Origin of the sequence: Cobetia sp. Ld8, assembly GCF_045066615.1 — a bacterium.
Classification (GTDB): domain Bacteria; phylum Pseudomonadota; class Gammaproteobacteria; order Pseudomonadales; family Halomonadaceae; genus Cobetia; species Cobetia amphilecti.
Window position 1 is genome coordinate 819,570 of the sequence record NZ_JBISHF010000008.1, and the last position, 21,590, is coordinate 841,159.

The 21,590-nt window shown below is 64.3% G+C and carries 17 protein-coding genes; 11 read left to right on the forward strand and 6 right to left on the reverse strand.

Translation table 11 applies throughout. The features are described 5' to 3' along the window. Window positions 1-132: 132 nt before the first annotated feature. The 4 genes from ACJJV2_RS14435 to ACJJV2_RS14450 all read left to right on the forward strand — a co-directional run bounded on the left by ACJJV2_RS14435 (window position 133) and on the right by ACJJV2_RS14450 (window position 5,184). Window positions 133-1,020 carry a DUF2927 domain-containing protein gene (locus tag ACJJV2_RS14435; RefSeq protein ID WP_405281890.1) on the forward strand — a complete coding sequence of 296 codons (888 nt, stop codon included), beginning with the start codon at window positions 133-135 and terminating at the stop codon, window positions 1,018-1,020. A gap of 144 nt (window positions 1,021-1,164) precedes the next feature. Beyond that, window positions 1,165-2,370, forward strand: coding sequence for an MFS transporter (locus tag ACJJV2_RS14440; protein WP_405282238.1), 1,206 nt, complete (start codon window positions 1,165-1,167; stop codon window positions 2,368-2,370). Window positions 2,371-2,485: 115 nt separating this feature from the next. Next, the gene (locus ACJJV2_RS14445) at window positions 2,486-3,973 is read left to right on the forward strand and encodes a YcjX family protein (RefSeq protein WP_405281891.1); all 1,488 of its coding nucleotides are present in this window, start codon (window positions 2,486-2,488) and stop codon (window positions 3,971-3,973) included. Further along, the gene (locus ACJJV2_RS14450) at window positions 3,970-5,184 is read left to right on the forward strand and encodes a TIGR01620 family protein (RefSeq protein WP_405281893.1); all 1,215 of its coding nucleotides are present in this window, start codon (window positions 3,970-3,972) and stop codon (window positions 5,182-5,184) included. Before ACJJV2_RS14445 ends, ACJJV2_RS14450 begins: the two co-directional genes overlap by 4 nt. Before the next feature lie 130 nt (window positions 5,185-5,314). Here the strand turns inward: ACJJV2_RS14450 and ACJJV2_RS14455 are convergent, their stop codons facing one another. Next, a complete protein-coding gene (locus tag ACJJV2_RS14455) occupies window positions 5,315-6,466 on the reverse strand; it encodes an oxidoreductase (RefSeq protein WP_405281895.1) in 1,152 nt (383 codons plus the stop codon). A gap of 283 nt (window positions 6,467-6,749) precedes the next feature. Between ACJJV2_RS14455 and ACJJV2_RS14460 the strand changes: the two genes are divergently transcribed. From ACJJV2_RS14460 to glpQ, 7 genes are all read left to right on the forward strand, one after another. After that, window positions 6,750-7,415, forward strand: a complete 666-nt coding sequence (locus ACJJV2_RS14460; protein ID WP_405281897.1) for an NAD(P)-binding oxidoreductase — start codon at window positions 6,750-6,752, stop codon at window positions 7,413-7,415. 184 nt (window positions 7,416-7,599) lie between these two features. Continuing rightward, entirely contained in the window at window positions 7,600-9,546 is a 1,947-nt protein-coding gene (locus ACJJV2_RS14465) for an exoribonuclease II (RefSeq protein ID WP_405281898.1), read from the forward strand. A gap of 302 nt (window positions 9,547-9,848) precedes the next feature. Then, window positions 9,849-10,214, forward strand: coding sequence for a hypothetical protein (locus ACJJV2_RS14470; protein WP_348471855.1), 366 nt, complete (start codon window positions 9,849-9,851; stop codon window positions 10,212-10,214). Window positions 10,215-10,949: 735 nt separating this feature from the next. Next, window positions 10,950-12,074 carry a glycosyltransferase family 1 protein gene (locus ACJJV2_RS14475; RefSeq protein WP_215823843.1) on the forward strand — a complete coding sequence of 375 codons (1,125 nt, stop codon included), beginning with the start codon at window positions 10,950-10,952 and terminating at the stop codon, window positions 12,072-12,074. Next, window positions 12,067-12,909: a DUF2334 domain-containing protein gene (locus tag ACJJV2_RS14480; RefSeq protein WP_405281900.1), complete on the forward strand. Its 843-nt coding sequence runs from the start codon at window positions 12,067-12,069 to the stop codon at window positions 12,907-12,909. The genes ACJJV2_RS14475 and ACJJV2_RS14480 overlap by 8 nt, the downstream gene beginning before the upstream one ends. Window positions 12,910-12,972: 63 nt before the next feature. Then, window positions 12,973-13,977 (forward strand): YbhN family protein, encoded by a 1,005-nt coding sequence (locus ACJJV2_RS14485; RefSeq protein WP_405281901.1) that lies wholly within the window; start codon window positions 12,973-12,975, stop codon window positions 13,975-13,977. Between the two features lie 134 nt (window positions 13,978-14,111). Further along, complete coding sequence (glpQ, locus tag ACJJV2_RS14490; protein ID WP_405281903.1) at window positions 14,112-15,272, forward strand: glycerophosphodiester phosphodiesterase; 1,161 nt, start codon at window positions 14,112-14,114, stop codon at window positions 15,270-15,272. Window positions 15,273-15,416: 144 nt separating this feature from the next. On the opposite strand, the gene ACJJV2_RS14495 is transcribed toward glpQ, so the two are convergent. From ACJJV2_RS14495 to odhB, 5 genes are all read right to left on the reverse strand, one after another. Then, on the reverse strand, window positions 15,417-15,959 hold the full coding sequence (locus tag ACJJV2_RS14495; RefSeq protein WP_107335512.1) for a DUF302 domain-containing protein: 543 nt from the start codon (window positions 15,957-15,959) through the stop codon (window positions 15,417-15,419). A 298-nt stretch (window positions 15,960-16,257) separates the two neighbouring features. Next, window positions 16,258-17,130 carry a succinate--CoA ligase subunit alpha gene (gene sucD, locus ACJJV2_RS14500; protein ID WP_043333998.1) on the reverse strand — a complete coding sequence of 291 codons (873 nt, stop codon included), beginning with the start codon at window positions 17,128-17,130 and terminating at the stop codon, window positions 16,258-16,260. Beyond that, window positions 17,130-18,296 carry an ADP-forming succinate--CoA ligase subunit beta gene (gene sucC, locus ACJJV2_RS14505; protein WP_043333999.1) on the reverse strand — a complete coding sequence of 389 codons (1,167 nt, stop codon included), beginning with the start codon at window positions 18,294-18,296 and terminating at the stop codon, window positions 17,130-17,132. Before sucC ends, sucD begins: the two co-directional genes overlap by 1 nt. 108 nt (window positions 18,297-18,404) lie before the next feature. Beyond that, window positions 18,405-19,844 (reverse strand): dihydrolipoyl dehydrogenase, encoded by a 1,440-nt coding sequence (gene lpdA / locus ACJJV2_RS14510; RefSeq protein WP_043334000.1) that lies wholly within the window; start codon window positions 19,842-19,844, stop codon window positions 18,405-18,407. A 113-nt stretch (window positions 19,845-19,957) separates the two neighbouring features. Continuing rightward, entirely contained in the window at window positions 19,958-21,565 is a 1,608-nt protein-coding gene (gene odhB / locus ACJJV2_RS14515) for a 2-oxoglutarate dehydrogenase complex dihydrolipoyllysine-residue succinyltransferase (RefSeq protein WP_317292639.1), read from the reverse strand. Window positions 21,566-21,590 lie beyond the last annotated feature (25 nt).

Below are 21,590 nucleotides of genomic sequence, written 5' to 3' on the forward strand. Positions count from 1 at the left end.
CGCCTGAAAGTCGCCGCTTTAAAACGACAAATCGTCATCAATTGAGTATCACGCCCCGCGTTGCCCTCTCGGACACGCGGGGCGTGTGCATTTCAGGCATGCTGGACTGCATGTTCCCTGAAGAGGTCGCCCATGCCCTGCTTACCCCATCGCCAGTTCAAGGGGCTGTTCTCCTCTTCGCTGAGGGCTCCTTTCTTTTCCTCGCTCAGGGCGCCTTGGGCGCTCAAGGTGCTGGGCGTCGCCCTGCTGCTGTCCAGTCTGGCCACCGTCAGCCCGAGCCAGGCCGCCGAGCGCTGGCAGCGGGCCGCTGTGTTGACGGACAGCTTCATGGAAGTGGCACTCAAGCGTGAATACCAACCCGGCAGCAGCGCCTCGCTGGTGCGCTGGCAGGCACCCATCAAGGTGTGGGTCGATTCACAGCTGGGCAATTCGCGCATGCAGCGCCAGATGAGCGAGGTCCAGTTTCGTCATCTGGCCGCCATCACCGGCCAGCCGCTGAGTTTCGTGTCCTCCGCCCGAAAGGCCAACCTGCGCATCGCCTTCATCGCCCGGGACCACATGACGCGCGAGGCCGCCGCCTACGTCGGCAAGCAGCAGGCCGCCACCCCGGGCATGCGCAAGGCATTGCGTGAAGGCGTGTGCCTGACGCTGTTCAAGACCGGGCCGGATCACGCCATCACCAGCGGCCTGATCCTGATTCCCGCGGACTATGCCCGCCAGAAGGCGCGTCTGGTGGACTGCGTCGTCGAGGAGAGCGCCCAGTTGATGGGGCTGCCCAATGATTCGGATAAAGTCTTCCCCTCCATCTTCAGTGACGTCACGGTGGATACCTGGCTGAGCCCGCTGGATTACATACTGCTCAAGATGCTGTATGCCCCGGAACTTTCCCCCGGCATGTCAGCCGCGCAAGTCCACGCTGCGCTGCCTACGGTCATCCAGCGTCTTGCCGAGCAGGGCGAGCTGTCACACGCCATTCGTCGCGTGCGCCAGGGCAGCCTGCGGGAATGGGCGGGAGACTAGGCTCACCGAGAGCGCAATTCTAGGCATGGAGTTGGAACGCCTGAGCGGAGCACAGGCATAATCAGATCAGGCGCGCCGGGCGCCGACATCCGACGGAGCTGCGCCTTCATGCCACTATCTTCTCCCGCTACCGACCGGGCACGCCTGCCCTTGGCCGTCACGCTGCTGTCGCTGTGTCAGGCCTTGCTGGTCAGCGGCAACATCCTGCTGATCGCGGTCTCGCCGCTGATCGGTGCCCAGCTGGCCTCGAGCAGCTGGTCGACCGCGCCGGTCGCCACCCAGTGGCTGGGCCTGATGTGCGCCACCATTCCTGCCTCGCTGATCACCGCCCGTCTCGGGCGGCGACGTGGCTTCGTGCTCGGCAATCTGTGCGGGCTGGCTGGCGCGGGGCTGGCCGTGCTGGCGCTGCATCTGCAGCATTTCGGGCTGTTCCTGCTTGCCACCTGGCTGGTGGGCATCGGTATCGGCTTCGGCCAGCTGTATCGCTTCGCCGCGATGGAGGCCGCCCCGGAGGAACAGCGCGAACGCGCCATCGGGCTAGTGATGGGCGGTGGCGTGCTGGCGGCCTTCTTCGGGCCCTGGCTTGCACGCACCAGTCATGCATTGGCCGACACGCCCTTCCTGGGCAGCTTCATCGGGCTGGGGGCGCTCTATCTGGTCGCGCTGTTGCTGCTGGCCTTCATCCGCCTGCCCCGCGAAGGCAACGCCCAGTCAGCCGACGATGATGCAGCGGCGCCTGCACGCCCCTTGGGCGTGATCCTGCGTCAACCGACCTTCCTGCTGGCCGTGCTCAGCGCGATGGTCGGCTACGGGGTGATGAATCTGGCGATGACGGCCACACCGCTGGCCATGGCCCATGCCGGACACGGCTTCGATCACGTCGCCACCACCATTCAATGGCACGTGGTCGCCATGTTCCTGCCGTCCTTCTTCACCGGGCGGCTGGTCGCCCGCTTCGGGGCGGGCACCATGATCGTGACCGGCTGCGGCTTTCTGCTGGCAAGCCTTGCCACCGCACAGCTGCTGGCCGCCGACTACCTGACGGGAACCCAGGGGTTCTTCCTCGGTCTCATCCTGCTCGGCATCGGCTGGAACTTCACCTTCCTGCCCGCCACCACGCTGCTGACCCACTGCCATCGCCCCAACGAGAAGGCCCGCACCCAGGCCGCCAACGAGTTCCTCGTCTTCACCACCGGGGCGGTGACGGCGCTGCTGGCCGGCCCTCTGGTCAGTACGCTGGGCTGGGCGCTGCTCAACCTGCTGCTGATCCCCGCCTGCCTGCTGCCCATCGCCCTGCTGGCGTGGCGTCAGCTTGCCTTGCGCGCCGATCGCCCGCAGATAGAGGGATGATGGCGAGCCGTGCGGCGCACGCTGACAAGTCCCGGCCATCACCCAGCTCATCATCAGCTGCCAGGACACCATCACGTCGCGCCGCCGCCTCGCCCCCACTGACAGGGAATGCCTGATGTTCAACACCATGACCCGCAACGCCCGCCAGCTTGCCCGCGATGTGGGCCGCGAAGCCCATGACCTGCTGGAGCGCGGTCTCGACCGCCAGCTGCGGCTCGCCGTCACGGGCCTGTCCGGTGCCGGCAAGACCGCCTTTCTCGTCTCGCTGATCGAGCAGCTGCGCCATGCCGGACTCGGCGCGCGCCTGGAACTGCTGCCCGCCGCACGCGACGGCCGCCTGCTCGGCGCGGAACGCGTCAGCCAGCCGGACCTCTCCATTCCGCGCTTCCCGTTGGAAGCCGGCTTGCGCTCGCTGTCCGGCCAGCATTCGCCGCATGGCCCCGAATGGCCGACGCCGACCCGCAGCATCAGCGAGCTGCGTCTCAAGATCGGCTTTCGCCCCACCTCGCGCGCCGCGCGCATGCTCGACAGCCAGCGCGCCACCCTGACGCTGGACCTGATCGACTATCCCGGCGAATGGCTGCTGGACCTGCCGATGCTGGAGCAGGACTTCAGCGGCTGGAGCAGCGAGTGCGAAACCCAGCTGGCCGACGGGCGTGGCGACTGGGCGCATGACTGGATGGCGGCCATCGAGGGCCTGGCACCGGACAGTGAGGTGGATGAAGACCGCCTCGCCGAGATCGCGAGCCTGTACACCGACTATCTGCACGCCGCGCGCCGCAAGGGCGGCTTCGTCGACCTGACACCGGGCCGTTTCCTGCTGCCCGGCGAGCTGGACGAAGCGCCAGTGCTGCAGTTCTTCCCGCTGCCGGGGCTCGGTGACTGGACACCCGACGCGCTGGCCGCGCTGCCGGAAACCAGCCTGTATCGCACCCTCGCACGCCGCTTCGATCACTATCGCCGCCGCGTGGTGCGCCCCTTCTATCACGACCACTTCCGGCGCTTTGACCGCCAGATCGTGCTGATCGACGTGCTGGGCGCGCTGAATGCCGGCCCGGCGCCCTTCCGCGACCTGAGCCGTGCGCTGGACAAGCTGTTCGACAGCTTCGCCTATGGCCGCCGCCACCTGCTGGCGCGCCTGATGGACCGCCGCATCGACCGCCTGGCCATCGCCGCCACCAAGGCCGACCACGTCACGCCAGAGCAGCATGGCGCGATGCGCGACCTGCTCGAGCAGCTGCTGGCGGACCCGCTCAAGCGCCTGCGCTATCGCGATGTGCCGCTCAAGGCCTTCACCATCGCCGCCATCCGCGCCAGCGAGGCGCGTGAGGTGGTCGAGAATGGGCAGCGTCATCCGGCGCTGGCGGGACAACTGCTCGCTGAGCACGAGGGGGCGAGCGACTCGGACACACAAGGCGTCGGCCGCGAGTCCGTGCTGCTGTTCCCGGGCGAGGTGCCCTCACGGCTGCCCGACCCGAATTTCTGGGCCGAAAGTCGCTTCGACTTCCCCCACTTCGCGCCGCCGAAGATCGATGGCAATGCGCCACCTCACATTCGCATGGACGCCGTGCTCGACTGGCTGCTGGGAGACCACCTGAAATGACCACCGAATCCCGCCATCCGCGCCCGGGCAAACGCTTCACGAGCCCCGACTCTGCCGACTCAGCGCAGGCCGATGCCGCCTCGACCACCTATGCCGAGCGCCCCACCGAGAGCGCGTCCGAGAGCGCGGCAGAGGCCCTGCGCGGCGCGCGTCACTTCTCGCCGGAGATGGAAAGCCAGCCCCTGGCGGCGGCCGAGCCGGAACCCGCCACGCCGGGACTCGATGCGACGCTGAGCGCCCGGCCACGTCATCGCGGCCTCAAATGGCTGCTGCTCGGCACCCTGACACTCGGGGGTGTCGAAGCCGGTCATGCGCTCTATCAGGCGGCCATGGGCGGTGATCTGATCGCCGGCGCCTGGGGCCTGCTGGGCCTTGGCGCCATCGGGCTCGGCGCCCGTGCGCTGGGCAAGGAGCTCTTCAGGCTCCGTCACCTGCGCAAGCACGTCGCGCTGCGCGCCGAGCTGGAAGAACATCAGCAGGATGACTTTGGCCAGGAGAGCTTTGGTCAAAGGGGTTTTGGCCAGAAAAGCTTTGGCCAGCGCGGTGATGCGCTGGCCACGCCTGACGAGGACGCGGACAAGGCAGGCGGCAAAGCCGGCAGCCAGCAGGAAGACCTGCTCGAACAGCTGCGCCGTCAGATGAAGCTCGGCGATGATGATGCCGGCGTGCGCGCCTGGCGCGCCGCCTGTGAAGCGCATCACTCCCCGTCGGAGCGCCGCGAGCTGTTCGCCTTCCACGTGCTGGGGCCGCGGGACCGTGAGGCGCGGCGTCTGATCTCACGCATGAGTGGCGAGACAGCGGTGATGGTAGCGGTCTCGCCGCTGACCTGGGTCGACATGAGTCTGGTGGCCTGGCGCGGGCTGCGCATGATGGAGCGCCTGTCGCGCCTCTACGGGCTGGAGCTGGGCTATGCCAGCCGCCTGCGTCTGTTCAAGGAGGTGCTGGCCTCGATGGCCTTCGCCGGTGCCAGCGAACTGGCCGCCGAGGCCAGCATGGACCTGCTGTCGATGAATCTGGCCGGCCGGCTCTCCACCAAGGCCGGTCAGGGGCTGGGCAGCGGCCTGATGAACGCACGTCTCGGCCTGCGAGCCATGCGCCTGCTGCGCCCCATCCCCTTCCATGCCGAGGAGGTACCACGTATCGGTGAGCTGCGCGCGGAGCTGTTCTCGCGCATGCGCAAGGCCGACAAGGGCGAGGACGACGCGAGCTGAGCAGGCCGCGCCCCCCCTTGCCACTGCCTTGAAAACAAGACGCGCGCCTCTGATTGCTGGCCATTCGGCCTTCAGGGCGCGCGTCTTTCGTGAGTCATCTCACCTTCGATGGTTTCAGCCTTCGAGGATTTCAGCCTTCGCTGGCGATGCCGGCCTCCAGCCACTTCATCACGCGCAGTGCCTCATGAGGCGAGGTCGGGTTGCCGCCCTGGCCGCGAATGCAGTCGCGCAGCCCCGCGTACCAGGCCGGATAGTCGCCATCGCGGCCCTGATGGGTGCCGCCCACCAGCACCTGCTCGCCCTCGGCGCCGTCCGGGTCGGCCTCCAGCACGGTCAGCATTCCCGGTCGTGCATCCCGCCCCCACTGGCGCGCCTGGCGCTCCTGCGGGTCACGCGAGGGCCAGTCACCGGCCTTGAGGCAATCCTCCTGAGGGTCGAGCCCGAACACCACATAGCTGCCACGGGTGCCGTGCGCGGCGAAGCGTGCCGTCGGCGCCGCCGTCAGTGCACTGGCGTGCAGCTCCACCACCAGACCGGGGTGCCTTGGATGGTGGGCGTAATCGAGCACGGCGTGGAAGAAATCATCGGTCACCGCGCCTTCGCGCTGGGCGCGACGCGTGAGCTGGATGGCGCTTGGTTCGCCGAACAGGCACAGCGCCTGATCCAGCAGGTGCGGGCCGAGGTCATACCACAGGCCGCTGCCGGGCAGTGCCTGCTCACGCCAGCGGTTCGGCACCGTCGGGCGGAAGCGGTCGAAGTGGGATTCCAGATGCGCGATGCGCCCCAGCGTGCCGTCGTTGATCAATTCCGCCAGCGTCAGGAAGTCGGCATCGAAGCGCCGATTGTGAAATACCGTCAGCACCAATCCGGCCTGCTCGGCCTGGCGGGTCAGGGCCTCGCCCTCTTCAAGCGTCACCGTGAAGGGCTTGTCGACGACCACATGCTTGCCTGCCGCCAGCGCCGCAGAGGCCAGCGGGGCGTGAGTCTCGTTAGGCGTCGCGATGATGATCAGATCGATGTCATCACGCGCAAGCAAGGCCTCCGGGGTGGCCTCCACCTCCAGCTGTGGGCGCTCGGCCCTGACGACCTCGGGCCGCGAGGTGGACAGCGCCACCAGCGCCAGCCCGTCCGTGGCCTCGATCAAGGGCGCGTGGAAGGTGCGCACCGCCATGCCATAACCGATCAGCCCGACCCGGATCGCGCTCTCGGAAGGGAAGGCGGCGCCGTGCCATGCGGCGGTCTCGCTGTGATCATCAGTGTCGGGGTGGGCTATGCGGCTCATCGGGCATCCTTGTCGTTGACGCAATCTTGAGGGAGTCGTGCCTGGCAGCGCCATCCTAGCAAGGCTCCCGTGCCACAGACAGAGATGACAGCCGCCTTTAATGCTTGTCCATCGCAGACTTCATCCCGCGAGCGAGTCGCCGCGTAATGCCCGCGATTGAACGGTCCCCTTGAAGTCACGTGGCTCAGCCCGCAGACCTTGCTGTACCAGGAGAGGCATGGCAGTGAGTGGCAATATCACTCGCCAGCCGCCTCGCCATTTGATTCGCGAAGGAGCAGACAGCATGCGCAAGACGCTCATCATCGGTGCCAACGGCAAGATCGGTCGTCAACTCTGCGAGAAGGCTCAGGCCGCCGGCGAACCCGTCGTGGCGATGATCCGCTCGACCGAGCAGCAGAGCTGGTTCCATGAACGCAGCATCCCGACGGTTCTGGGCGATCTGGAAGGCGAGATGCGCCAGGCCTTCTATGGCTGCGATCAGGCGGTGTTCGTCGCGGGCTCCGGCCCGAATACCGGCCCGGACAAGACACTGACCATCGACCTGCATGGTGCGATGCGCACCGCGGAGCTGGCCGCCGAATTCGGGCTGTCGCGCCTGATCCAGGTCAGCTCGATCCGCTCCGAGACACCGCTGGCCGGTCCGGCGGCGATGCGCCCCTACTTCGCGGCCAAGAAGGCGGCCGACCTGTGCCTCGCCGAGAGCGGCCTGCGTCATGTCATCGTCAAGCCCGGCCGTCTCACCAACGAGAGCGGCAGCGGCAAGCTGACACAAAGTGCCGATGACTCCGACGAGATGCAGGTCTCGCGCGCCAATGTCGCCGAGTTCCTGCTCGGCTTGATCAAGGCCCGCGAGATCGGTGGCCGTCATCGCAAGGCGCCCATCTTCACCCTGTTCGACGGCGATACGCCGGTTTCGGGTCTGCTGAACGCCACGACGACCGCCGGCTGAGCGCGCGCCCGAGCCTGTGGCAAAGTGCACAGGCAAGCCGCTTTCGCCAGGCTTGCCCGCGCTTGACCTGCCGCTTATCCACGCCTGCGCGCAGCCCGCGCGGGCGTTGGGCCATCTGGTAGCTTTCCCCCCATGCTCCATGTCCGTATAGTGAGCCACTGACCCCGCCAACAGAACTTCCGAAATGCTGCAGAACAATTCGCTGCTGGCGCAGCTGAAAGATCAAATCCGCCAGGAAATTCCCCGTGTCACGGGGGTGATCAAAGGCACCGACAAGGGCTTCGGCTTCCTCGAATGCGAGGACGGCGAGTCTTACTTCGTGCCGCCACCCGCCATGAAGCAGGTACTGCACGGCGATACCGTCGAAGCGACCGTCAAGGTGGAAGGTGAGAAGAAGTCCGTACAGCCGGAAGTGCTGATTGAGACGGGTGTCGATCGCTTCGTCGCTCGTGTCGGCAAGCGTGATGGCCGCCTGAACGTGATGCCGGACCACCCCTCCATCAACACGCGCATGAAAGCGCGCGTGAAGCGTGGCATCAATGAGGAAGCCCTCAATGATGGCGACTGGGTCGTGGCACGTCTGCTGCGTCACCCGATGCGCAAGGACGACCGCAGCTTCTTCGCCCAGATCGAGGAAGTCATCGCCACCGTGGACAACCCGCGTGTGCCGTGGCGCGTCACCCTGGCGCGTCACGCGCTGGAACAGGCCTCTCCGGAAGGCGGCACTGACTGGCCGCTGCTCGAGGAAGGCCTGACTCGCGAAGACATGACCCACGTGCCCTTCTTCACCATCGATGGTGAGAAGACGCGTGACATGGATGACGCCCTGCACATCGTCGAGCGCCCGGAAGGCGGCTGGACCCTGAGCATCGCCATCGCGGACCCGACCGCCTACGTGCCGGAAGGCAGCCGTGTCGACGAAGAGGCGCGCACGCGCTCTTTCACCGTCTACCTGCCGAGCCAGAACGTCACCATGCTGCCGGAAATCCTGGCCGATGACCTGTGCTCGCTGAAGGAAGGTGAAGACCGTCCGACGCTGATGTGCATCGTCGACATCGATACCGATGGCGTGATCGCCGAGCCGAAGTTCTTCGCGGCCACCATGCGCTCCCACCACCGCCTGACCTACGACAACGTCTCCGACTGGGTCGAAGGCCAGGAAGGCAGCTGGAAGCCGGAAACCGAAGAGCTGGCCGAAGGTCTGCGTCAGCTGGAAGCCTTCACCCAGGCGCGTATCGCCTGGCGTGCACGCAATTCCCAGGTCTTCCGCGAGCGTCCGGACTTCGAGTTCGAGCTGGATGAGGAAGGCAACGTGCTCAACGTACGTGCCGACCACCGCCGCATCAGCAATCGCATGATCGAAGAATCCATGATCACCGCGAACCTGAGCTGCGCACGTCTGCTCTCCAAGCACATCGGTCACGGTATCTTCAACGTGCACCAGGGCTTCGCGCCGGAGAAGTACGACGACACCATCGAGTTCCTGGCTGGCCAGAACATTACCGCCACGCCGGAACAGCTGGGCAGCCTGGAAGGCTACCGCCTGATCCGTCAGGAGCTGGACAGCCGCGAAGACACCTGGCTGGACGTGCGCATGCGTCGCTTCCAGGGTTACACCGTGATGTCCGCTCAGCCGGGGCCGCACTTCGGTCTGGGTCTGGAAGCCTACGCGACCTGGACCTCGCCGATCCGCAAGTACGGCGACATGGTCAACCACCGCTTGATCAAGCGCGTGATTCTCGGCCAGGACGTGCCGGCAGAAGCCACCGAGCAGCTGACCGAGCACCTCAGCGAACGTCGTCGTCTCAACCGCATGGCCGAGCGCGATGTGAAGGACTGGCTCTACGTGCGCTACCTGACCAAGGCCGCCGAAGAACAGCAGGTCTTCACTGGCGAGATCATCGACATCCGCCGTGGCGGCATGCGCGTGCGTCTGGAAGAGAATGGCGCCAGCGTCTTCATTCCGGCACCGCTGATCCACAGCGATCGCAAGAAGGTCGCGATCGATGACAAGGAAGGCCGCGTGCGCATCGAAGACGAGCTGCGTTACTCACTGGGCGACATCATCAAGGTCTCCTTGACCGAAGCCCGTGAAGAGCGTCGCTCACTGGTAGGTCGTCCGGCCGAATAAGCCGCGACCCACCACTGCCGTATGTAACTGCCTTGTCATCACAGGCAATTGCCACGGCCATCTACGCCCCGGAGCGCTCTGCGCCCGGGGCGTTTTTCGTTCTTGTGCATTGCGTATACGAAGCGTGCACTAAACGTGTGCCAAGCGTGATAAATTGTAATTTTGTGAAACAGAAGATCACGCTATACTCCTCACATCGACGCACCACATCAGCTTCCACAGCTGCAGCGTCAACGGATTGACCCAAGCGCGAATGACTGAAGCCTGTCCCTGATGAAGTTCGTCCATGCGAGGACCCTGAAATGAAAACTCATCGCTCTACTGCAGCTACCTCACTTCGTCACCTGGCCGAGCATGCTGCCATCGTTCGTCACCCTGCCATGAGCTATGCCCGTGTCGACGCCGCAGCAGACAGCAGCGCGGAGGGTAGTTCCACCTCTCCGGACCGCCAGCGTGAGATTCAACGTGAAGCGATGGAGCATGTCGCGATGCTGCTGGAACGTGATCGTCGACGTACCCGCAACCGCCTGCTGCTGGCCGCCGGCCTGCTGCTGAGCCTTGTGCTGCTCGCCAGCCAGCGCCCAGCCGAGCCGGAAGCCGCCTTCTCGCAGGAGCTTGGCCAGGCCATGCCCAGCGCCCTGCACCTGTCCCAGCATGGACTGGCGTGATGACGCCCGATCTCCCTCCATCAGGACAGATAACGATGCCAGGACCCCATGCAGCACCAGGCACGGATGCCAGACATGACTGAGTCGATCCACTGCTAGACCCTGCAATGCCCGCTCCGGCGACCCTCCCCCCTGTCGCCCCCTGTATTCCTGTAGTGCACGCACTTGCCCTGTCCGGTGGCTCCGGACAGGGTCTTTTTTTGCCTGTCGTAGGGCTTCTCTTGCGCAGCGCTAGGCAGAGGCCAGCTGACGCGCTCCCTGCTGGAGCACGCTAGCATGGCGTGACTTCTCTCCTCCCCTGGCAGTGAACCTGATGCCAGGGACCGGATGCCAGGGACCGGATGCCAGGGACGTGATGCCAGGAGCTTGATGACAAATGTCCGAGAGCGGGAGCGCATCGCACCAACATTGTTCCCTGTTGTCACACAGACCAGTCATCTCCTGATGTAACGTCATTGCCAGCCGCAGTGTGGAACATCGCGTGGCGAGGCGTCTCGTCACGCGCGACACCGCATGTCATGCCTCGTGCCCTTGGTTTCACGTCGGGTTCCCCCCATGACTTGACCAGAGGCTCGTTCGTCAATGCCACTGGCTTGCTGGAATCTGCGTGCTCGATTGCGTCTTTCTCAAGCACCCGGGAGCACCCTGAAGCACGACAAGGCAGCCATGGCGGGCAGTGACGTCGGGATTCATCTTCATCGCGCACGACCGGTAAAGCGGTCTTGAGGAGTCCGTGTGCATATCGCTGACATGACCATGTTCCATGCCCCCTCCAGTGGCGGGGTCAGAACCTACCTGGAAGCCAAGCGACGACGTCTACGGACGCGGCCCGATGTTCGTCACAGCCTGCTGGTCCCCGGCGAGACCACCAGTGTCAGTGATGACCTCTACAGCGTGCCGGCACCGCCCATTCCCTTCGGCAACGGCTATCGCTTCCCCCTGCGCCGGGGCGGCTGGGTCAGCACGCTGCTGGCACTGCAGCCGGATGTCATCGAGGCCGGCGACCCCTACGTCACGGCGTGGGCGGCACTCGATGCCGGTCGCAAGCTCGATGTCCCGGTACTGGGCTTCTATCACTCGGACCTGCCGCGCCTGATCACCAATCGCCTGGGCGAGTGGTCAGGGGCCAACGTCGATCGCTACGTCAAACGCCTCTATCGCCACTTTGATCGTGTATTGGCCCCCAGCCAGGTGATGGCCGACCGGCTCGACCGGCTCGGCGTCGACAATGTCCATATCCAGCCACTGGGTGTCGATCTTTCCACCTTCCACCCTGACTGCCGCGATGAGGGCCTGCGCCGCGAGCTTGGCCTGGAAGACCACGTGCGCCTGCTGGCCTTCGCCGGACGCGGCTCACGCGAGAAGAATCTGGATGAGCTGCTGGAGGCCGCTCGCCTGCTCGGCCCTGACTACCATCTGCTGTTGATCGGCTCGGGCATGCCGCGGCATCTGCCCGACAATGTCAGCGTGACCGGGCATTTCTGCAGCAGCACCGAAGTGGCGCGCCTGGTGGCCTCGGTGGATGTGCTGCTGCATGCCGGCACCCAGGAAACCTTCGGTCTGGTGGTACTGGAAGCCATGGCCTGCGGCACGCCGGTGGTGGCGGCACGCGCCGGCGCGCTGGCGGAGAATGTGCCACTGGGCTGCGGTCAGCTGTGCAACCCGCACTCGCCGCATGCCATGGCGCGTGCCGTGCAGGAAGTCTTCGCCAACGACCCCGCCGCACTGGGTCGTCAGGCGCGGCGGCATGTCGAGAAGCACCACGCCTGGGACCGTGTCGTGGATGGCTTGCTCGGGCATTATCACGCGGTCACCGGGACTCGCATGCAACCGGTACTCGAGGAGGTGACCCATGGCTGAATCGCCGGCTGCCAAGCAGCACTTTCTGCTGGTCCTGCATGATGTCGCGCCCGAGACATGGTCCGACTACCGGGACTTCGTCGCCGAGGTGGATGCTCTCTGCCAGGCACGCCTGAACCACCCCTGCCCGATCACCTGGCTGGTGGTACCTGACTTCCATCATCGCAGCGCCCTAGAAGATGCTCCGGAATTCATCGCCCTGCTGGACTCTCGCCGCCAACAGGGGGACGAGCTTGCCCTGCATGGCTTCCATCACTGCGATGACGCGCCAGCCCCCCGCACCCCGCGCGATTACCTGATGCGCCGCGTGCTGACCTGGGAGGGCGAGTTCTACCCCCTCGATGAGACCGAAGCCAGACGACGTCTGCTGGAAGGCGCCGCACTCTTCAAGCGTCTTGGCTGGCCATTGGACGGCTTCGTGGCCCCTGCCTGGCTGATGAGTGACGGCACTCGCAAGGCGCTGAAGTCCCTCGACTTCCGCTACACCAGCGACCCCCAGCATCTCTATCGACTGCCTGACTTCACGGCCATCGATGCGCCCGGGCTCGTGTGGAGCGCACGCTCAGCGCCACGCCGCCTGATGTCGCAGTGGGTGACGCAGCGCAAGCTGAGCCGCGAGCAACAGGCGCCGATGTTGCGTCTGGGCCTGCATCCGGTCGATATGCGCCATGCGCGCTCGCGCCAGTATTGGCTGACGCTGGTCGAGCGCCTGCTTGATGAAGGGCGCCAGCCGATGACCAAGATCGGCTGGCTGACGCAGCAGGGGCTGCTCACCCCCGCCACGTCTGACACGACGCAACTGGATTCGCACCAGGCGGCCCACAGTGCTGCCTGAGACCCACCCACCTGATGAGTCCCGTCGTATGGGCCTTGTGACAACCCGCTGCGGGAATCTGCCATGAATCGTGCCCTCTGGTTACTGGGTGCTGGCCTTGTGATGGTCATCGCGATACCACTGGTGCTGGGCGGCAGCGGACTGGGCGGCCAACTGCGCCAGTTCCCCCTCGACACCTTCCTGTTGATGCTGGGCATGATCGTGATGTGCTGGAACCTGAACGCCGGCCGGTTGCGTCTGCTGCTGGCCGGGCGTGGCGGTCATCTGGGGCAACGGCGCGCCGTCGGCATGGTGATGGCGACCGAGTTCGCCATCAGCGCCACCCCCGGCGGCAGTGGCGGTCCGTTTACCCTGATGGGGCTGCTGTCACGTCAGGGGGTGCGCCCGGCGCAGGCCACGGCGGTATTCGCGGTCGATCAGATCACCGACATGCTGTTCTTCCTCTCGGCGCTGGCCAGCATCGGGCTCTATGCCCTCTCGCATACCATCGACCTGCGCCTGGGGTGGATGCTGGCCGTGCCGGCGCTGTTGCTGATCATCGGCTTTGGCCTGCTGGCCGCGCTGGGCAAGCATCATCGGCGCCTGCTCAAGACCAGCGGACGCCTGCTGCGCTGGCTCAAGGTACGCCATCGCTCACGCGTCAAGCTGGCTCGCGGCCTGATCCACTTCCGCCATGCGCTGGTCGAGACACTCGCCCTGCCGCGCCTGACGCTGAGCCTGATCTTCCTGCTCTGCTGTGCCCATTGGCTGCTGCGCTACTCGATCCTCTATCTGGCCGTGTCCGGTCTGGGGCAGGACATCGACTGGAGCTGGACCTTCATCGTGCAGATGCTCTCGCTGGCAGCGGGCCAGCTGACGCTGCTGCCCGGCGGTGCTGGAGGCGCGGAGCTGTCCTCCACTGCCCTGCTCAGCCCGATGATCGGCGCCGCCAGTGCCGCGGCGGCCGTGGTGATCTGGCGTGCGGTGACCTTCTATTTCTACCTGATCGCCGGCGCCCCGGTGTTCTTCGTGATGGCGGGACGCAGCATGCTGGGAAGCTTGCTCAAGCGTCGCTCGGCAGCCACATGACGGGGCGACCGAGCAGCGCTGCAGACATCATCATGAAAAACACTTGATCATCGCCATATGAATAAGACTTTGTTATGTTGGCAGGCGGCTTTATTGAACGGCCATACAATAACCACAGCTCAAGGTGATCTCACATGCCGCATCCTTCCCAGCGTCACCCGACTTCCGCCCGCATTCGCCGTCCGCTGGCCATGATGGGCGTGGTCGGCTCGCTGCTGGCCACCTCGACCTCAGCAGCACTCGCTGATGACAGGCCCCTGCGCAGCATCGACCCCGGCCATGGCACCGACAAGGTCGTGGTCGCCCACCGGGGTGCCTCGGGCTACCTGCCGGAGCACACCCTGGCGGCCAAGGCGATGGCCTATGCCCAGGGCGCCGACTTCCTCGAGCAGGATGTGGTGATGAGCAAGGATGACCAGCTGGTGGTGCTGCACGACCGCTTTCTGGACCGTGTGACCAATGTCGCCGAGGTCTTCCCCGAGCGTGCGCGTGATGATGGCCGCTACTATGCCATTGACTTCACGCTGGACGAGCTGCGCCAGCTGTCGTTCAGCGAGGGCTTCACCGTCAAGGATGGCGAGCAGGTCGCCGACTACCCTGAGCGCTTCCCGCTGGGCAAGTCGCACTTCGGCCTGCACACCCTGAGTGAAGAGATCGAGATGATTCAGGGCCTGAATCACTCCACCGGACGCGATGTCGGCCTGTATGTGGAGATCAAGGCGCCCTGGTTCCACCAGTCGGAAGGTAAGCAGGTCTCGCGAGCAGTGCTCGAGACCCTCAAGCACTACGGCTACGTCGCGCACGATGACAATGCCGTCGTGCAGGTCTTCGATCCCAATGGCCTCAAGCGCATCCACGACACGCTGCAGCCCGAACTGGAGATGGACCTGCGTCTGGTGCAGCTGATGGGCGAGACCCGCTGGGACATGACCTTCCAGCCGGATGCGGAGGGCAAGCTTGAGCCCTACGACTATGACTGGATGTATCAGGAAGGCGGCATGCAGCGCATCGCCACCTACGCCGATGGCATCGGGCCGTGGAAGCCGATGGTGATCGAGGACAGCTCGACCCGGGACGACATCAAGGTCACACCAATGGTCGAGGAAGCCCATGCGCAGGGCCTGATCGTGATGCCCTACACCTTCCGCCTCGATGAAGGGCGCATCCCCGACTGGGCCAGCGATTACGACGACATGCTGCGCGCCTTCTTCGTCGACGCCAGGGTCGATGGTGTCTTCACTGACTACCCGGACCGCGCCGTACAGTGGCTCAAGCAGCACGGTGATGCTCTGTAAGCAGCCCTTCAAGACAGGCAGTCCTTGGCAGGGGAACATCAAAAAGCCGGACTCCATGAGGAGTCCGGCTTTTTCGTCCTGCCTGATCGTCAGCGCTCGCTGTCAGTTCACGATATCAGCATCGATACGTGATGAGCGCTGCCTTCATTGACCCGCCGCTTCGGCGGCCAGCCCCTTGAGCAGCCCGGCGATCTTGTCCAGTGGCAGCTTGCAGTCGCCCAGATCATGACGGTTGGCCATGTACTGCGGGTCATTCCACTCGATCACGCTGCCGCCCTCCACGGCGCGAATCAGCATCTTCTGCGGCAGGTCCAGGGCGGCCGCCCCGTTGCACTGCATCAACAGAGTGCCCACCTTGGGATTGCCGAAGATGACGGTATGCGTCGCGGGCAACTCCATGCCGACCTTCTCGGCACCCGCCTCATGATCAATGACGCTGAACAGCGTCAGCCCCTTGGCCTTGAGCGCCGTCTCGAGACGCGCCTGGACGCTGGCGACATCATCACGACTGGTCACCGACTCGATGCCCTTGGCAGGCACCTGCATGCTCGCTGAAGCTTCAGGGGCGGAGGCTGCCGCCGCGCCGGAATCTGCACTGGCAGACAGCGGCATGCCAGCAGCCAACGGCAGGGACAGCAACGCCAGCAGGCGCGCGGAGCGCGTGAGGGCGGGGAATGACTTGAGCATGGAACATCCTTATCAGTGAGTCGTGTTGCGCCGTGGGGCATCTGCACGTGTCGCTTGGTCAGGTGCCAATGAACAGTCATCAGATTAGCAACTGCTTGATATGAACGCACCTGCCCCGCCTGCATCAGCCGAAAAACCTCTCCCCTCGCCTGCGCCACCGGCCGCAGGTAGCCCCGCCGACATGCACTCGGGAGAGACTGGCGGCGGCCAGAAACGAAAAAAGGGCAGGCCCTATGGGCCTGCCCTTTCGGTGACATGCGATCCGCTTGGCGCCGATCGCTGTCAGGAGATCAATGGCTTACCAGCCAGTGACTTCCTTGATGGCATCGCCGATCTGCGCGAGTGAACGCACAGTCTTGACGCCAGCCGCTTCCAGAGCCGCGAACTTCTCATCGGCAGTACCCTTGCCGCCGGAGATGATGGCGCCTGCATGGCCCATGCGCTTGCCCGGAGGCGCAGTCACACCAGCGATGTAGGAGACGACCGGCTTGGTGACGTTCGCCTTGATGTAGGCAGCAGCTTCTTCTTCAGCAGAACCGCCGATCTCGCCGATCATGACGATGGCTTCGGTCTTCGGGTCCTTCTCGAACATCTCGAGGATGTCGATGAAGTTGGAACCCGGGATCGGGTCGCCGCCGATACCGACACAGCTGGACTGACCGAAACCGTGGTCGGTGGTCTGCTTGACGGCTTCGTAGGTCAGGGTGCCGGAACGAGACACGATACCGACCTTGCCCGGCTGGTGGATGTGACCCGGCATGATACCGATCTTGCACTCACCCGGAGTGATGACACCCGGGCAGTTCGGACCGATGACGCGCGCGCCCAGCTCGTCGCACTTGACCTTGACTTCCAGCATGTCGAGAGTCGGCACGCCTTCGGTGATGCAGACGATCAGCTTGATGCCTGCATTGGCCGCTTCAAGGATGGAATCCTTGCAGAACGGTGCCGGCACGTAGATGACGGACGCTTCAGCGCCAGTCTCGGCAACGGCTTCGGCGACGGTGTTGAACACCGGCAGGCCCAGGTGAGTCTGACCACCCTTGCCCGGCGTCACGCCACCGACCATCTTGGTGCCGTAGGCGATGGCTTGTTCAGAGTGGAAGGTACCCTGGCCGCCAGTGAAGCCCTGGCAGATCACCTTGGTGTTCTTGTCGATCAAAATGCTCATTACTTGCCCTCCGCAGCTTTGACAACCTGCTGCGCCGCGTCAGTCAGGCTGGTAGCAGCGATGATGTTCAGACCGCTTTCGGCCAGCTTCTTGGCGCCGAGTTCAGCGTTGTTACCTTCCAGACGCACCACGACCGGCACGTTGACACCGACCTGCTCGACGGCACCGATGATGCCTTCGGCGATCATGTCACAACGCACGATGCCGCCGAAGATGTTCACCAGAACAGCTTTGACGTTGTCGTCGGACAGGATGATCTTGAATGCTTCTGCAACGCGTTCCTTGGTAGCACCGCCACCCACGTCGAGGAAGTTGGCCGGCTTGCCGCCAGACAGGTTGACGATGTCCATGGTGCCCATCGCCAGGCCTGCGCCGTTGACCATGCAGCCGATGTTGCCGTCGAGGGCAACGTAGTTCAGTTCGAACTTGGCAGCATGCGCTTCACGCTCGTCTTCCTGAGACGGATCGTGCATCGCCTGCAGGTCCGGGTGACGGTAGACGGCGTTGGCGTCGATGTTGATCTTGCCGTCGAGGCAGTGGAGGTTGCCTTCGTCGGTGATGACCAGCGGGTTGATTTCCAGCAGCGCGAAATCCTTGTCGGCGAACATCTTCGCCAGACCCAGGAAGATCTTGGTGAACTGCTTGATCTGGGTCGGGTTCAGACCCAGCTTGAAGGCCAGTTCACGCGCCTGGTACGGCTGAGCGCCGACCAGCGGATCGATCTCGGCTTTCAGGATCTTTTCCGGCGTCTCTTCAGCAACCTTCTCGATTTCCACGCCGCCTTCGGTGGAAGCCATGAAGACGATGCGACGAGTGGTGCGGTCAACGACGGCGCCCAGGTACAGCTCTTCGGCGATGTCGGTGCAGTTCTCGACGAGAATCTTGGTGACCGGCTGACCGTTTTCGTCAGTCTGGTAGGTCACCAGGTTCTTGCCCAGCCACTGGGTCGCGAAGTCGGAAGCGGCTTGTGCGCTGTCGACCAGCTTGACGCCGCCAGCCTTGCCGCGGCCACCTGCGTGGACCTGTGCCTTGACGACCCACTTGTCGCCGCCAATCTTCTTGCACGCTTCAGCAGCGTCTTCCGGGGTGTCAACGGCAAAGCCCTTGGACACCGGCAGGCCATAGTCGGCAAAAAGTTGTTTTGCCTGATATTCGTGAAGGTTCATCGTGTCATGCCATTGGTTGCATTAGACTCGAACGGCAGTCGCAAGATGCCACTGCCACCGTTCGCCCCGGCCTGGCCGGGGCGACGCGCCTCTTGTTCGGAAGGACGCTTACTTGCGCTTCTTGCGGTTTGCGATGTGAATCGCATGCCCGTCAACGGCCAGCGCGGCTTCGTGCACGGCTTCCGACAGTGTCGGGTGAGCCGTGCAGATCAGTGCGAGGTCTTCGGCGCTTGCGCCGAACTCGAGGGCAGTCACACCCTGTGCGATCAGCTCACCGGCATGCTGGCCGATGATGTGAACGCCCAGGACGCGATCAGTCTCAGCGTCGGCAATGATCTTGGCCAGACCTTCAGTGGCATTGTTGGCCATGGCACGACCGCTTGCCGCGAACGGGAAGCTGCCGGTCTTGACTTCGATGCCTTCGGATTTGGCTTGCTGTTCGGTCTTGCCGACCCACGCCACTTCCGGGAAGGTGTAGATGATGCTCGGGATGGCGTCGTAGTTCATCTCGGCCTTGTGGCCGGCGATGATGTCGGCAACCATCACGCCCTCTTCAGAGGCCTTGTGCGCCAGCATCGGGCCACGCACCACGTCGCCGATGGCGTAGACGCCCGGCACGCTGGTCGCGCACTGGTCGTCGACGTGGATGAAGCCACGCTCGTCCAGATTGATGCCGACATCGCTGTCGAGCAGGCTCTGGGTGTACGGACGACGGCCGACCGCGACGATGATCTTGTCGAAGGTCTGTTCCTGTTCGCCGTTGGCGTCGGTGTACTTGACGACGACTTCGCTGTCCTTGATGTCGGAACCGGTCACACGGGCGCCGAGCTTGATGTCCAGACCCTGCTTCTTGAGCAGCTTCTGGGCTTCCTTGGCGACGGCCGCATCGACCATCGGCAGGAAGCTGTCGACCGCTTCCAGCACGGTGACTTCAGAACCGCAACGGCTCCACACGCTACCGAGCTCGAGACCGATGACACCGGCACCGATGACACCCAGACGCTTCGGTGCTTCGTCGAACTCGAGCGCGCCGGTGGAATCGACGATCAGACCTTCGGTCAGCGGCGTCGGCGGAATCTCGACCGGCACGGAACCGGAAGCGATGACGATGTTCTCGGCTTCGTAGGTCGCCTTGCCACCGTCGTGATCGGTCACTTCGACCTGCTTGTTCGGCAGCACCTTGCCGGTACCTTCCAGCGCGGTGACACCGTTGGCCTTGAACAGACCGGAGATACCGCCGGTCAGGTTCTTCACGATCTGCGCCTTGCGCTCGATCATCTTGGCCACGTCGATCTCGACGCCGTCGGCCTTGATGCCCAGTTCGGCGAATTCATCACGCGCTTCGACGTACTTGTGCGAGGTTTCCAGCAATGCCTTGGACGGAATGCAGCCGACGTTCAGGCAGGTACCGCCGTGAACGACCTTGCCTTCCTTGTTGACCCACTTCTCGACGCAGGCGGTCTTCAGACCCAGCTGAGCAGCGCGGATAGCGGCAACATAGCCACCAGGGCCAGCGCCAATGACGATCACATCAAATTTATCGGCCATGTCTCTTCCTGTTGGTGCAGTTCGATTCGGGTTGGCAACCCGGCGAGTGGCAGTGCCACCCGCCGGGGCCGCTCACGCCCTCGAGATCCTCAAGGACGTGAGACATTGCGGTCTCAGACGTCGAGCAGGAAACGAGCCGGATCTTCCAGCAGGTCCTTGATGGCGACGAGGAACTGGACTGCATCCTTGCCATCGATCATGCGGTGATCGTAGGACAGTGCCAGATACATCATCGGACGGATGACGACCTGACCGTTCACGGCCATCGGACGCTCCTGGATCTTGTGCATGCCCAGGATGGCGGTCTGCGGCGGATTCAGGATCGGGGTGGACATCAGGGAACCGAAGATGCCGCCGTTGGTGATCGTGAAGGTACCGCCCTGCATCTCATCGATGCCCAGCTTGCCGGCGCGGGCACGCTGACCGAAGTCGACGATGGTCTTTTCGACATCGGCGAGCTTCATGCTGTCGGTATCACGCAGCACCGGCACGACCAGACCACGGTCGGAAGACACGGCCACACCGATGTCCTGGTAACCGTGGTAGACGATGTCGGTGCCGTCGATGGAGGCATTGACGTCCGGGAAGCGCTTGAGCGCTTCGGTGGCCGCCTTGACGAAGAAGCCCATGAAGCCGAGCTTGGTGTCGTGCACCTTCTGGAAGGTGTCCTTGTACTGCTTGCGCAGTTCCATCACCGCGCTCATGTCCACTTCGTTGTAAGTGGTGAGCATGGCGGCAGTCTGCTGGGCATTGACCAGACGCTTGGCGATGGTCTGACGCATGCGGCTCATCGGCACGCGCTTCTCGGGACGCTCGCCCTCGAAGGTCGGTGCAGATTTCGGCGCGGCCTTGGCATCGGACTTGGAAGCGCCGGACTTGGCAGCCGGCTTGGCAGCGGACTTGGCCGCAGTGCCTTCCTTGACGGCCTTGGCCACGTCTTCCTTCAGCACGCGACCGCCCTTGCCGGTACCGACCAGCTTGCTGACGTCCAGATCGTGCTCGGCCACCATCTTGCGCGCTGCCGGGGCGAGGATCTTGTCGCCGACCTTCTCGTCCTGACCTTCGTCAGAGCCGGACTTGTCGTCGCTTGCCTCAGCGGCCGGCGCGGCGCCACCGGAAGCACCAGCGCTGAACAGTGCCAGCACGGCTTCGGTCTCGCAGGTATCGCCTTCCTCGACCTTGATCTCGCTCAGGGCGCCGTCGGCCGGAGCCACGACTTCCAGCACGACCTTGTCGGTCTCGATCTCGACGATCAGCTCGTCGCGCTCGCAGGCTTCACCGACCTTCTTGTGCCAGGTGGCGACGGTGCCTTCGGCAACGGATTCCGGGAAGCTCGGCGCCTTGACTTCCAGCGTCTTGCCTTCGCCACCGGCGGCCGGCTTGCTCTCGGCCTTGGCGTCGTCATTGGATTCGGATTCAGTGCTTTCGGACTTGCTCTCTTCAGACGCGGAGTCGTCCTTGGCGTCTGAAGATGCAGCGGCGTCTGCATCACCGATGGAGCCCAGCACTTGCTCGGACTCGCAGGTATCGCCTTCCTGAACCTTGATCTCGCCCAGGGTGCCGTCCTGCGGTGCGACGACTTCCAGCACGACCTTGTCGGTCTCGATCTCGACGATCAGCTCGTCACGCTCGACGCTGTCGCCGGGCTGCTTGTGCCAGGTCGCCACAGTGCCTTCGGCGACGGATTCCGGAAAAGACGGCGCTTTGATATCGATAGCCATTGGAGTTCCTTAACTCAATTCTCTC

Coding starts and splice junctions, on each gene's coding strand:
- glpQ (WP_405281903.1), top strand. CDS start 14,112: ATGCCGCATCCTTCCCAGCGTCACCCGACTTCCGCCCGCATTCGCCGT.
- ACJJV2_RS14465 (WP_405281898.1), top strand. CDS start 7,600: ATGCTGCAGAACAATTCGCTGCTGGCGCAGCTGAAAGATCAAATCCGC.
- ACJJV2_RS14470 (WP_348471855.1), top strand. CDS start 9,849: ATGAAAACTCATCGCTCTACTGCAGCTACCTCACTTCGTCACCTGGCC.
- ACJJV2_RS14450 (WP_405281893.1), top strand. CDS start 3,970: ATGACCACCGAATCCCGCCATCCGCGCCCGGGCAAACGCTTCACGAGC.
- ACJJV2_RS14455 (WP_405281895.1), bottom strand. CDS start 6,466: ATGAGCCGCATAGCCCACCCCGACACTGATGATCACAGCGAGACCGCC.
- lpdA (WP_043334000.1), bottom strand. CDS start 19,844: ATGGCCGATAAATTTGATGTGATCGTCATTGGCGCTGGCCCTGGTGGC.
- odhB (WP_317292639.1), bottom strand. CDS start 21,565: ATGGCTATCGATATCAAAGCGCCGTCTTTTCCGGAATCCGTCGCCGAA.
- ACJJV2_RS14480 (WP_405281900.1), top strand. CDS start 12,067: ATGGCTGAATCGCCGGCTGCCAAGCAGCACTTTCTGCTGGTCCTGCAT.
- sucC (WP_043333999.1), bottom strand. CDS start 18,296: ATGAACCTTCACGAATATCAGGCAAAACAACTTTTTGCCGACTATGGC.
- ACJJV2_RS14495 (WP_107335512.1), bottom strand. CDS start 15,959: ATGCTCAAGTCATTCCCCGCCCTCACGCGCTCCGCGCGCCTGCTGGCG.
- ACJJV2_RS14485 (WP_405281901.1), top strand. CDS start 12,973: ATGAATCGTGCCCTCTGGTTACTGGGTGCTGGCCTTGTGATGGTCATC.
- ACJJV2_RS14445 (WP_405281891.1), top strand. CDS start 2,486: ATGTTCAACACCATGACCCGCAACGCCCGCCAGCTTGCCCGCGATGTG.
- ACJJV2_RS14460 (WP_405281897.1), top strand. CDS start 6,750: ATGCGCAAGACGCTCATCATCGGTGCCAACGGCAAGATCGGTCGTCAA.
- ACJJV2_RS14435 (WP_405281890.1), top strand. CDS start 133: ATGCCCTGCTTACCCCATCGCCAGTTCAAGGGGCTGTTCTCCTCTTCG.
- sucD (WP_043333998.1), bottom strand. CDS start 17,130: ATGAGCATTTTGATCGACAAGAACACCAAGGTGATCTGCCAGGGCTTC.